The sequence below is a fragment of the Novosphingobium sp. 17-62-19 genome, from assembly GCF_002256775.1.
Lineage (GTDB): Bacteria > Pseudomonadota > Alphaproteobacteria > Sphingomonadales > Sphingomonadaceae > Novosphingobium.
Map to the genome: position 1 here is coordinate 39026 of NZ_NCII01000008.1, position 11770 is coordinate 50795.

General features: G+C 63.2%; 10 protein-coding genes. 8 read left to right on the top strand and 2 right to left on the bottom strand.

Annotated elements, in window-relative coordinates; all coding sequences use genetic code 11:
* Nucleotides 1-14: 14 nt before the first annotated feature.
* The 8 genes from ccoG to B7X90_RS02465 all read left to right on the top strand — a co-directional run bounded on the left by ccoG (nt 15) and on the right by B7X90_RS02465 (nt 9350).
* The gene (gene ccoG, locus B7X90_RS02430; protein WP_292621359.1) at nt 15-1484 is read left to right on the top strand and encodes a cytochrome c oxidase accessory protein CcoG; all 1470 of its coding nucleotides are present in this window, start codon (nt 15-17) and stop codon (nt 1482-1484) included.
* Nucleotides 1481-1951: a FixH family protein gene (locus B7X90_RS02435; protein WP_292621360.1), complete on the top strand. Its 471-nt coding sequence runs from the start codon at nt 1481-1483 to the stop codon at nt 1949-1951. The genes ccoG and B7X90_RS02435 overlap by 4 nt, the downstream gene beginning before the upstream one ends.
* On the top strand, nt 1948-4071 hold the full coding sequence (locus B7X90_RS02440; RefSeq protein WP_292621361.1) for a heavy metal translocating P-type ATPase: 2124 nt from the start codon (nt 1948-1950) through the stop codon (nt 4069-4071). The genes B7X90_RS02435 and B7X90_RS02440 overlap by 4 nt, the downstream gene beginning before the upstream one ends.
* Complete coding sequence (gene ccoS, locus B7X90_RS02445; RefSeq protein ID WP_292621363.1) at nt 4068-4217, top strand: cbb3-type cytochrome oxidase assembly protein CcoS; 150 nt, start codon at nt 4068-4070, stop codon at nt 4215-4217. The genes B7X90_RS02440 and ccoS overlap by 4 nt, the downstream gene beginning before the upstream one ends.
* Nucleotides 4214-4477: a hypothetical protein gene (locus B7X90_RS02450; RefSeq protein WP_292621365.1), complete on the top strand. Its 264-nt coding sequence runs from the start codon at nt 4214-4216 to the stop codon at nt 4475-4477. Before ccoS ends, B7X90_RS02450 begins: the two co-directional genes overlap by 4 nt.
* On the top strand, nt 4467-5816 hold the full coding sequence (gene hemN / locus B7X90_RS02455; RefSeq protein WP_292621366.1) for an oxygen-independent coproporphyrinogen III oxidase: 1350 nt from the start codon (nt 4467-4469) through the stop codon (nt 5814-5816). The genes B7X90_RS02450 and hemN overlap by 11 nt, the downstream gene beginning before the upstream one ends.
* 114 nt (nt 5817-5930) lie before the next feature.
* A complete protein-coding gene (gene eda, locus B7X90_RS02460; protein WP_292621368.1) occupies nt 5931-6545 on the top strand; it encodes a bifunctional 4-hydroxy-2-oxoglutarate aldolase/2-dehydro-3-deoxy-phosphogluconate aldolase in 615 nt (204 codons plus the stop codon).
* Between the two features lie 24 nt (nt 6546-6569).
* Nucleotides 6570-9350 carry a phosphoenolpyruvate carboxylase gene (locus B7X90_RS02465; protein WP_292621369.1) on the top strand — a complete coding sequence of 927 codons (2781 nt, stop codon included), beginning with the start codon at nt 6570-6572 and terminating at the stop codon, nt 9348-9350.
* Between the two features lie 7 nt (nt 9351-9357).
* Here B7X90_RS02465 and B7X90_RS02470 read toward each other — a convergent pair whose 3' ends face one another.
* Both B7X90_RS02470 and B7X90_RS02475 read right to left on the bottom strand, forming a co-directional pair.
* Nucleotides 9358-10761: a DASS family sodium-coupled anion symporter gene (locus B7X90_RS02470; RefSeq protein WP_292621375.1), complete on the bottom strand. Its 1404-nt coding sequence runs from the start codon at nt 10759-10761 to the stop codon at nt 9358-9360.
* Between the two features lie 171 nt (nt 10762-10932).
* Nucleotides 10933-11739: a phosphoadenylyl-sulfate reductase gene (locus B7X90_RS02475; protein ID WP_292621371.1), complete on the bottom strand. Its 807-nt coding sequence runs from the start codon at nt 11737-11739 to the stop codon at nt 10933-10935.
* Nucleotides 11740-11770: the final 31 nt, after the last annotated feature.

Sequence of the window (11770 nt, forward strand, 5' to 3'; positions counted from 1 at the left end):
AAGGACACACGGTCATGACTGCGCACGATCCCAAACTCAGCGCGGACCATTCGAACGAGATCGGCCTCTACGCAAAGCGCAAGTCGGTTTTCCCAAAGGCCATCGATGGAGCGTTCCGGCGCTTCAAGTGGCTGGTCATGGCTGTGTGCCTCCTCATCTACTGGGGCACACCGTGGATCCGCTGGGACCGCGGCCCCTATGCTCCCGATCAGGCGGTGCTGATTGATCTGGGCAACCGTCGCTTCTTCATGTTCGACATCGAAATCTGGCCGCACGAATTCTATTTCGTCGCCGGGTTGCTCATTATGGCGGGCATCGGTCTGTTCCTGGTCACATCGGCAGTGGGCCGCGCGTGGTGTGGCTATGCCTGCCCGCAGACGGTGTGGACCGACCTTTTCCAGCATGTTGACCGGCTCGTTGATGGAGACCGCAACGCGCAGCTGCGCCTGCAGAAAGCGCCGTGGACTGCACAGAAGATCGCCAAGCGCGCGCTCAAATGGAGCCTCTACCTCACGATCAGCTTCCTGACCGGCGGCGCGTGGATATTCTACTTCGCCGATGCACCCACGCTGCAATACGAATTCTGGACCGGCACGGCCGCGCCAGTCGCCTATGCCACCACCTTCGTGCTGACGATGACCACGCTGATCTTCGGCGGCTTCATGCGCGAACAGGTGTGCATCTACATGTGCCCCTGGCCGCGCATCCAGACCGCGATGCTCGATGAAAAGAGCCTTGTCGTCACCTACAAGGACTGGCGTGGAGAGCCGCGTGGCTCGGTCAAGTCCGCGCTCAAGGCCGCCACCCCGCTAGGTGACTGCATCGACTGTATGCAGTGCGTCGCTGTCTGCCCCACCGGCATCGACATCCGCGAAGGACCGCAGATCGGCTGCATCACCTGCGCGCTGTGCATCGACGCTTGCGACAAGGCGATGGCCGATGTGGGCCGCCCACGCGGGCTGATCGATTACTGTACGCTTGACGATGCCGAGAAGGAAAAGCGCGGGGAAGAACCCACGCCGCTGCTCAAGACGATCTTCCGCCCGCGCACACTGGTCTACCTCGGCGTTTGGAGCGGCATCGGCCTTGCCCTGCTGTTCATGCTCGGCCAGCGTGCCCGGCTCGACATTTCGGTCGCCAAGGATCGCAACCCTGAATACGTGATGCTGTCCGACGGGCATATCCGCAATGCTTACACACTCAAGCTGCGCAACATGGAAGCGCGCCCGCGCACATTCACTGTCGCGCTGGAAGGCCTCGAAGGCGGCGCCATGTTCACTGACGAGATGGACGCCGCCGCTGCCAAGCGCGTGCTGACCATCGAAGTGCCCGCTGACACCACCAAGCCTGTGCGCGTCTATGCGGTGCGTCCGCGTGGGGCAAAACCTGCCGAATTCGCCTTCGTCCTTAACGCCACCGACAAGGAAGGCGGCGCGGATCGCAGCGAAACGACGTTCACCACAGCAGAAGGAAACGGCCAATGACCCAGCTGAGCCGTAAGAATCGCCCGTTCACCGGCCGCACGATGGCAGTGATCCTCGTCTCGTTCTTCGCTGTAGTGGTCGCCGTCAATGTTCTGATGGCCCGCCTTGCCAGTTCGACTTTCGGCGGGGTTGTCGTCGACAATTCTTATGTCGCCAGCCAGCAGTTCAACGGCTGGCTCAAAGAGGCTCGTGCTGAAAAGGCGCTTGGCTGGAAAGGCCAGATTGCGCGCGATCCTATGAACCGCGCGACAATTGCGCTGACCGACAGTGCGGGTAAGCCTATTGCGGCGGCCAAGGTGACGGCTGTTGCAGAACATCCACTCGGCCAGCGCCCTACGACCGCGCTGGTTCTTCATGAAACCGCTCCCGGCACCTACAGCGCCCCGCTGGAGCAGGGTCGCTGGCGGCTGAACGTCATGGTCGAGGCCGATGGCCAGATCTGGCGCACGGTGGGCGAAGCGCAATGACCGCGCCTGCCAGAAATCTCGCTATCCCGGACGACACCATCCACACTGTGCTCGCTGTTCCCGGAATGCATTGCGCCGGGTGCATGGGCAAGGTTGAGCGCGCGCTCAGCGCGGTGGAAGGTGTCGCCAGCGCGCGAACCAATCTCACTGCTCGCACGGTTGAAGTGGTTCACACACCTCGGCTTGAAACGCCTGTGCTCATCGCCGCACTCGCTGCCACCGGCTTCGATGCCCAGCCGCGCGAGATCGAGGCCGAACCGGTCTCAGCCGTCAAACCCTTGCTCGCCCCGCTCGGCGTTGCCGCCTTCGCCTGCATGAACGTCATGCTGATGTCGGTCAGCGTCTGGTCCGGCGCAGATGGCACAACGCGGTCGCTCTTCCATTGGGTATCGGCGCTGATCGGCGTGCCCGCCATCGTTTATGCCGGACGCCCGTTCTTTGCCTCCGCGTGGAAAGTCCTTCGCCACGGCAAAACCAACATGGATGTGCCCATCTCGATCGGCGTTACCATCGCTACCGGGCTGTCGTTCTACGAAACGCTGACCGGCGGGGCCGAGGCGTGGTTCGATGGCGTGCTGATGCTGCTGATGTTCCTGCTCGCCGGGCGTGTGCTGGATGCGATGATGCGGGATCGCGCGCGCTCTGGTGTCGACGCACTTTTGCGGCAGGTGGCCACCGGCACGATGGTCGTCGCAGCCGACGGCGCTACCCGCTGGCTCGATACGAAAGCGCTCCAACCCGGCATGTTGATGCGCGTTGCCGCCGGAGAGCGTCTTGCAGCCGATGGTGAAGTCTTGCGCGGCCAGACCCGCTTCGACCTCTCGCTGCTGACGGGGGAAAGCGCTCCTGTGCAGGCAGCGCCCGGCACGCTCGTACACGCGGGCACGCTCAATGTTGATGCCCCGGTGGACGTTCGCGTCACCGCCATCGGGCAAGATACGGCACTGTCCGAAATCGCCCGCCTGATGGAAGTGGCAGGCCAGTCGCGCTCGAAATATGTGCGCATCGCTGACCGCGCCGCACGCCTTTACGCCCCTGCGGTCCACACACTGGCGGCTTTGACCTTTGCCGGTTGGATGATGGCCGGGGCAGGGTGGTATCAATCGCTGGTCATTGCCATTGCAGTGCTCATCATCACATGCCCCTGTGCGCTGGGGCTCGCCGTGCCGGTTGCACAAGTTGTGGCAGCAGGGGCGCTGCTAAAAAAGGGCGTGCTGGTAAAGGACGGCTCGGCGCTTGAACGCATGGCCGAAGTTGATCGCATCCTGATCGACAAGACCGGCACACTCACGCTGGGGCGTCCCGTGCCCGATGAAGTGGCGCTCGGCGCACTCACGCCGTTTCAAGCCTCGGTTGCACTGGCCCTTGCCAGCTATAGCCGCCACCCGCTGTCGCTCGGTCTCGCCCAGGCTCTGGGTGCTCGCGGCATCCACGCCGCCGCACTCGAAGATGTGGCGGAGGAAACAGGGCAGGGCGTCACCGCACGCTGGAATGGTCTTTCCGTTGCATTGGGTCGCCCTGCCTCGGCACAGGGCATGGCCACTGCATTGCGCATCCAAGGCGATCCCGTGCGCATAATCCCCTTTGCCGATCGTTTGCGTCCCGATGCCGAAGCGGCCCTTGCCCGGCTAAAGGACCTTCGCGTCGAAGCTTCGATCCTGTCGGGGGACTCGGTTCCTGCCGTGGCTGCCGTTGCGCGCGCCACGTGCCTCACCGCACAGGCAGCGGCCTCTCCGGCAGAAAAGCAAGAGGCCATCCAGCGCCTGCAAAACGCTGGGCGCAAAGTGATGATGGCAGGTGACGGGTTGAACGATGGTCCCGCACTGGCCGCTGCCCATGCCTCCATCGCGCCGGGTTCAGCCAGCGATGTCGGGCGGCAGGCGGCAGATATGGTCTTTACGGCGGATTCGCTGCTCGCCATCCCCCGCGCCATCCGCGTCTCGCGCCAGACGATGCGCGTTGTCCGACAGAATTTCGTCCTGGCCATCGGGTACAACCTGCTGGCCGTACCGCTCGCAATTCTGGGCCATGTGACTCCGCTGATTGCGGCAGCCGCCATGTCCACCAGCTCGCTGATTGTCGTAGCGAATTCGCTGCGCCTTGTCCGAGAAGCCAAATGAACGGCGTGGCCTTCATGCTGCCCATCGCGCTCGGCATGGGCATGTTCGGACTGGCAGCGTTCTTCTGGGCGCTCAAACGCGGGCAATTCAGCGACCTTGATGGCGCGGCGGCGCGTATTCTGATCGAAGATGAGGACAAGCCATGAGCCATCGCGCGCTCCGCTTCCTCGCGCCCCTCGCCGTGCTGCAAATGGCCGCGCCCGGCCCTGCCAACGCGGCCTACATCATGGTGGCATCTTGCGGCGGAAGTGGCGGGATGGTGCCGGTGCGCGTGCCGGGAAAGGACGATGGCAGCAAAAACCTGCCCTGCTGCAAGGTTTGTCATATCTCAATGCGCAAGCGCTTCGCCGCCGATAGCTGTTGCGGAAACAGCGATGAAGGCGAGGACGATTCCGATGGCGGCTGACGTGATGACCGGACCCGAAGTCCTCGGCAAATGGACCTATTGGCCCGAATTGCTGGAGCGCCCGGTGCCGCGCTACACCAGCTATCCCACCGCCGCCGAATTTGTCGAAGAGAGCTTCGAGGAACGACAGGCAGAAGCGTTGCGCAAGGTGCGCGGTACAGTCTCGCTTTATCTGCATATCCCCTATTGCCGGGAAATCTGCTGGTATTGCGGCTGCAACACCGGTGCTGCCAACAAGACCCAACGCCTCGCCGCATACCTCGAAGCGCTGCATCACGAGATCGCTCTGGTTTCGCGCCACTTGCACCCTTCGGTAAAAGTCTCGCGCATCGCATTTGGCGGAGGCAGCCCGAACGCGATCAAGCCGACCGATTTCGTGCGGCTGGTCGATAGCCTGACGCTCAACTTCCGCCTGCAAGACCCGGTTCTGTCAATCGAACTCGATCCTCGCACACTGGCGGCTGACTGGCTCATGGCTATCCGCGGCATTGGCGTGATCAAGGCCAGCCTCGGCGTGCAAACGCTTGATCCGCGTGTGCAGGCCGCCATCGGTCGTATCCAACCGCGCGAGATGATCGAACGGGCCACCGAAGGCCTGCGCAAGGCTGGCGTCAATTCGATCAACTTCGATCTCATGTATGGCCTGCCGTTTCAGACCGACGAGATTCTTGCTGAAACGCTGGATCAGACGGTTGCCATGGGTGCAGACCGAGTGGCGTTGTTCGGCTATGCCCACGTCCCCCATATGATCCCGCGCCAACAGCGGATCGATGCCAGCGAATTGCCCGATCAGCGCGTCCGTTTCCGCATGGCCGCCGAAGGTTATGTGCGGTTGACCGAGGCAGGGTACCAGCCGGTCGGATTCGATCACTTTGCGCTTCCGGGCGATGATCTGGCAGTCGCTGCAAGTGCAGGGACGCTAAGGCGCAACTTTCAGGGCTTTACCGAAGATCAGTCTCCCGTACTCATCGGCCTTGGTGCGTCCTCGATCAGCGAGTTTCCCGACCTTTATGTGCAGACCGAGAAGAACGCTGGCCGTTACCGCATGTTGATCGGCGCCGATCAGCTTGCCGGTCGCAAGGGCGTTGTGCGCAGTGCCGAGGATCGCCACCGGGGCGAGGTCATCACTGATCTGCTGTGCCGGGGCAGGGCAGCGGTCCCGGCAGACCTCATCGCGACCAACCGTGATCGGCTTGAACCCTTCATTGCGCGTGGTCTTGCGCGGTTGGACGGCACCATGCTCACGCTGGAACACGGCACCGAAGCCTATGCTCGCTCCATCGCCGCCGTGTTCGATGCCTATCGGTCAGGTGCCCGCCAGTTCAGTTCAGCAGTGTGATCGAGGCCCAAGAATAGCTATGCACCCTGCCTTAGCAGGTGCACAATATGTCTGACTCGCGTTAAGCCCGCATCCACAACGGATTGCGCGCCAGTTCTGCGCGAGGGAGACGCCATGAAGCCTATCGAAACCATCATGCGCACCGCGCCGGTCATTCCGGTTCTGGTGGTCGAGAACGTCGATCATGCGCTCCCCATCGCCCGCGCCTTGGTCAAGGGCGGCCTTCGCGTTCTTGAAGTCACGCTGCGCACTGCTGCTGCGCTCGATGTGATCCACGCGATGAAAGCGGTCGACGGCGCGATTGTCGGCGCGGGGACCGTCACCAATCCTGAGGAATTGAAAGCCGCGATCGACGCGGGCGCAGAGTTCATCGTCTCGCCGGGGCTGACCGAAAACCTTGGCAAAGCCGCCGTCGCTTCAGGCATCCCGTTCCTGCCCGGCACGGCCAGCGCGGGCGATATCATGCGCGGGCTGGACCTTGGCCTTACGCACTTCAAGTTCTTCCCTGCCTCCACTTCAGGCGGACTTCCTGCATTAAAGGCGTTGGCGGCACCGTTCCACCAGTGCAAATTCTGCCCCACCGGCGGCATTACTGCCGCCACCGCGCCGGAATGGCTGGGTTTCGATCCGGTCCTGTGCGTCGGTGGCAGCTGGGTGGTGGGCAAGGGTACGCCCGATGAAGCGGCGATAGAAGCCGCCGCGCGCGAAGCCTTTGCGCTAGGGAAGTAGAGAATTCAGGGGAATACAGCGGATATGAAGACGGTCGCCAAGCTCAAGGCCAGGTTGCAGAAACTCCATGAGCGGACGGCCGAAACGCCGCTGTTCAACCCTGTCTTCCAGCTCAGCCACGATCTGTCGCGCCAGCTTGAAGGCGGCGATCTGTCGCTGAACGATATAGACAGCCTCGTTGCCGAACTGGAATGCGAAGCGCTGCAAAGCCGCGCCGCGCGGCTCAAGCGGCTGGTCGCGCCGACCGAAGTCCCGGAAAACCTCGCACGGATCGAAGCGCTGAACCCCGAAGAGGCGGGATTCTCCGAATTTCGCCAGCGTTGGGAAAAGCCGCTGCTCCACGCGGTGTTCACGGCGCACCCCACGTTCCTGCTTTCGCCCGCTCAGTCCGATGCCGTCGCCACCGCCGCGCTCACCGACGATCCTCAAAGCACCACCGTTTGCACCGTCCCCCACGAAGGGCCGAAGATCACGCTGGAATTCGAACACGTCGAAGTGTGCAATGCGATCCAGCGCGCCGCCACGGCGCGTGACCGGATCAACGCCACGCTGCTCAGCTACGCCCGCCAGCGCTGGCCGGGCCGGTGGCTCGATTTCCGGCCGCTGCCGTTCCGTTTCGCCACCTGGGTCGGCTACGATATGGACGGCCGCACAGACATCGGCTGGACCACCTCCATCGCCTTCCGCCTGCGCGAAAAGGCGCAGCGCCTCGCCAGCTACGCCGCGTCCTTGCGCGCCATTGACGAGGCACACGCCCTGCTCACCACGCTCGATGCTGCACAAGCCCACGCCGCGGAAATGGCCGAACTGTTCTCGTCCGATCTGTCCAGCACCGAAGCGCTCTCCGCCGCCGCCAACCGGCTTTCGGCTCAAAATCCCGCCAAACTGCTCAGCCTCACCCCGCTGATCGAAGCGCTGGAAACCGAAGCGAAGACTGCCGACGACAAAGCAGTCGCGCTCGCCACGCTCGCCGCTGCGATGCGGGCAGATGGCCTCGGCATCGGCTGGATTCACTTTCGCGTGAACTCCTCTCAGCTTCTCAATGCCTTGCGCCGCCGGATCGACCCTGAAGGCACACTGGATCTCGGCAGCAAGAGCGCACTGTCCCGCTTGCGCGAACTGCTGGCCGAAGTGCAGCCGCTGCGCGTCAACTTCGGCGCGCTGGCGATAGAGACCAGCACAGCAATGCGCCAGTTCCTGGTCATGGTCAAGATGCTGCAGCACATCGATTCCGATGCCCCCATCCGCATGTTGATCGCCGAATGCGAACAGCCGCAGACCGTGCTCGCCGCGCTCTATTTCGCCAAGCTGTTCGGCATCGAAGGCAAAGTCGATGTCTCGCCGCTGTTCGAAACCGAAACCGCGCTGGAACACGGCGGCCGCTTCCTCGAAGCCTTGCTGGCCGAGGAATCCTATCGCAGCTACGCCCGCGTGCGCGGACGGGTATCGATCCAGACCGGGTTTTCCGACGCCGGCCGCTTCATGGGCCAGCTTCCCGCCGCGCTTGCCATCGAACGCCTGCAGGGCCGACTTGCCGAGGCCATGAAGGCCAACGGCCTGACCGATGTCGCCGCGCTGATCTTCAACACCCACGGTGAATCGATGGGCCGCGGCGCGCACCCGGCAGGCTTTGCCGACCGCCTCACATGGCCGCTGTCCGGCTGGGCACGCCGCCGCTTTGCCAAGGCGGGCGTCACCATCGAACCCGAAGCCAGCTTTCAGGGCGGCGACGGCTACCTGTTCTTCCGCAACGACGAACTCGCGCTCGCCACGCTCACCCGCATCGCCGAGGCCGAAGCCGGTGACCTTGACCTCACCGTCAAAGACCCGTTCTACGATCGCACCGACCTCAGCCTCGATTTTTACCGCTCGATCCGCCGCGTTCAGCGCGAACACCTTGAAAGCGCAACCTATTCCCGCGCGTTGACCGCATTCGGCCTCGGTCTGCTCAAGACCACCGGCAGCCGCGTCTCGCGCCGCCAGTCCGATATCGGCGCGGACCGCACGATGAGCCTGCGCCAGATCCGTGCCATCCCGCACAACGCTATCCTTCAACAGATCGGCTATCCGGTAAACGTGATCGCGGGGGCCGGTACGGCTGCGGGCGAGGAAATGGAATCGGTTGCCGAATTGCTCGGCCGTTCTGACCGGGGCAACCAGCTCGTGCGCCTGCTGCGCGCCGCCAATGGCCTTGCCTCGGTCAAGACCGTGGCCGCTCACGGCGAACTGTTCAACTCCGCCTACTGGGCCAGCCGCCCCTATCGCGGCACGGAAACTGCGCTCGAATCCGCCTGCCTCGCGCTCGCCGAATATCTGACCAAGGACGACAGGGCAGGGGTCTTCCGCCGCCTGACCTCGCGCCTGCGGGTAGACTGGATGAAGCTCCACCGCCTGCTCTCCCTCGTCCCCGGCCACAAGGCTGGCCGCGATCCGGCGCAGGATTCGGACCGCCGCAACATCGGCCTGCTGCAATCGGTGCGCCTCGCGCTGCTGATGCACATGTTCATCCGCGCGGTGCAGGTGCCGCCGTTCGCGCGTTCAAACGATGTCAGTCGTGATGATGTGCTCGAAATGGTCCTGTCGCTGCGCGTGGACGATGCACTGGCCCAGCTTCGCCGCGCCTATCCAGTGATCGAACCCGAAATCACCGATTTCGCGGTGGACGAGGAAACCGACTACCCCGATCATCGCGGCGAAGACTACGGCGCCATCCGCGCGCGCTTTATCGACCCTATCGAACGCGCCCACGCCCTCAACATCCGCGTCGCAGTCGCCATCGCAAACTACTTCGGTGCGCACGGATAAAAACCTATCAGAGCAGCGCGGTCACCGTCCAGACCACGCCAACCAGCAAGAACACGCCCGCCACGTCCAACGCAAACCCGGCCTTGACCATCGCCCGCATCGAACAATGCCCCGTCGCCCAAGCGAGAGCATTCGGCCCAGTCCCGGCGGGCAGCATGAAGCCCCATGTGGCGGCAAAGGCGGCGGGCAGGGCCAGCAGGATCGGGTCCGCCCCCAGCGCGCCCACCAGCGCCGCCACCACCGGCATGATACCGCTGGCTGCCGCGATATTGCTGGCAAACTCGGTCACGATGATCACAAACGCCACCAGCACCAATGCTACGATCGGCAGCGGCACATGGGCGAGGGGGAGCAGCATTTCGCCCATCCATTTGGTCAGCCCGCTCTCGGTCATGCCCATCGCCATGGCCAACCCGCCGCCGAACATCAGCACCACATCCCACGGCGCGCGATTGGCTTCGGGCCATGTCAGCATCGGTCGGCCCGTGCCATCGGGCAGAACGAACAGCACCAGCCCCGCGATTGCCGCCACTGTCCCATCGGTAAAGCCGCCCTCGGGAAACCATCCTTCGATCACCGGCTGAAACACCCAAGCGATGAAGGCCAACACCACAACTGGCACCAGTCGCCGCTCGGCCACGCTCCATTGCGTCGCCTGCGCAATCGCTGCCCGTGCCGCCGCAGGATCAAAGCTGTCGGTATGCAGGCATTGCACCCGCGCGATGATCCACCCGGCCAGCGGCACTGCCAGCAGCGCAATCGGCACGCCGTAGAGCGCCCATTGCAGGAACGTCACGCGCGTCCCCAGCGCTGTCTCGATCAGGCCTGCCGCAATCGCGTTGGTCGGCGTACCGATCAGCGTGGCAAGGCCGCCGATGGACGCCGCAAAGGCAATGCCCATCGGCAAAGCCCCCGCCATGCCCTTTGTCTCACCTTCCTCGACGCCACCCGCGCGCAGCATGGCAATCGCCATCGGCATCATGATCAGGGCGGTAGAAGTGTTCGAAATGAAGCTCGACAGTACCGCCGTTGCCATCATCACGCCCATCAGCAGTTGTCCGGGCTTTGCACCCGCCAGACCCATGATGAACAGTGCCAGCCGCCTGTGCAGCCCGGTGCGCTCAATCGCCAGCGCGAGAAATGCCCCGCCAATGAACAGGAACATGATCGGCGAGTAATAGGAACTCGCGGTCTTGGTGGCATTGGCCACGCCGGTCAGCGGCAGGATCAGAAACGGCAGAAATGCAGTGGCCGAAAGCGGCAAAGCCTCGGTCATCCACCACGCCGCCATCCACCAGACCAGCCCAGCCGCACTCCATCCCGCATCGGGCATCCCGGCCGGTGCGGTTATCAACTGCGTTACCGTAAAGCCGATTGGCCCCACCCAAAGCCCAATTCTGCGCGCATCCAATGCCAACGGCCCGTTCCCCCAACCTTGGGGCAGGGCCTAGCAGAGCCTAAGCAAGGCTGGCAAATTCTGACATCCACCCTTTACCCCGTTCGTGTCGAGCGAAGTCGAGACACCGCGCGAAGTGTCTCGACTTCGCTCGACACGAACGGGTGTTGTGCAAATGGGAACGTCTCAGAAAACCGGTTCATACCCCGGAGGCAGTTCATCACCCGGCTTGGCCGCACCATCCGCGCTATCGGTGGGTGAATGAATGCCGCACTCGGTCTTGTCCCAACCTTTCCACCGGCCAGAACGCGGGTCTTCACCGTCCGCCACCTTGCTGGTGCAGGGCGCGCAACCGATCGAAGGATAACCTTGTGCCACCAGCGGATGGGCCGGAAGCCCATGCTCGGCGAAATAGGCCTCAAGCGCAGTCTTGTCCCACGAAGCCAGCGGGTTGATCTTCAACCGTCCCTGCGCATCCGAATGGTCGATTTCAAAGCGCGGCAGCCCCGAACGCGTCTTGGACTGGAAGCCCTTGCGCCCGGTCAGCGACGCATCGAAGTGCAGCAATGCCTTGGCCAGCGGCTCCACCTTGCGGATTTCGCAGCACCCATCAGGATCCCATGACCAGCGCAGCCCATTTTCGTCCTTCTTGGCAATCGCCTCTGCATCAGGCTCGATGATCTGGAGATTGGTCATCCCCAGAAACCCGATCAGTTCATCGCGATAGGCCACAGTCTCCGCAAAGTGCTTGCCCGTTTCCAGAAAAAGCACCGGGACCGAAGGATCAACTTCGGCAATAAGGTGAAGCAGGACAGCACTTTCCGCGCCAAAGCTCGAAACCACTGCAAGATCGCCCGCCAGTCCGTCACGGATCACCGAACGCAGCATTTCCTGCGTATCGCTGCCCCGGAACAGATTGTTCAGACGAATGGCGTCCGTTTCGACAAAGCGCGGGCGCGTGTCGATCAGGTCGATCTTGCGATTGGCAACCATAGAACTCGGCGTCCTGTCCATGCTTCAATCC

Excerpts from the sequence above, each read along its gene's own strand:
- B7X90_RS02475 (WP_292621371.1), bottom strand. The coding sequence starts at position 11,739 with ATGGTTGCCAATCGCAAGATCGACCTGATCGACACGCGCCCGCGCTTT.
- B7X90_RS02465 (WP_292621369.1), top strand. The coding sequence starts at position 6,570 with ATGAAGACGGTCGCCAAGCTCAAGGCCAGGTTGCAGAAACTCCATGAG.
- hemN (WP_292621366.1), top strand. The coding sequence starts at position 4,467 with ATGGCGGCTGACGTGATGACCGGACCCGAAGTCCTCGGCAAATGGACC.
- B7X90_RS02435 (WP_292621360.1), top strand. The coding sequence starts at position 1,481 with ATGACCCAGCTGAGCCGTAAGAATCGCCCGTTCACCGGCCGCACGATG.
- B7X90_RS02440 (WP_292621361.1), top strand. The coding sequence starts at position 1,948 with ATGACCGCGCCTGCCAGAAATCTCGCTATCCCGGACGACACCATCCAC.
- eda (WP_292621368.1), top strand. The coding sequence starts at position 5,931 with ATGAAGCCTATCGAAACCATCATGCGCACCGCGCCGGTCATTCCGGTT.
- B7X90_RS02450 (WP_292621365.1), top strand. The coding sequence starts at position 4,214 with ATGAGCCATCGCGCGCTCCGCTTCCTCGCGCCCCTCGCCGTGCTGCAA.
- ccoS (WP_292621363.1), top strand. The coding sequence starts at position 4,068 with ATGAACGGCGTGGCCTTCATGCTGCCCATCGCGCTCGGCATGGGCATG.
- ccoG (WP_292621359.1), top strand. The coding sequence starts at position 15 with ATGACTGCGCACGATCCCAAACTCAGCGCGGACCATTCGAACGAGATC.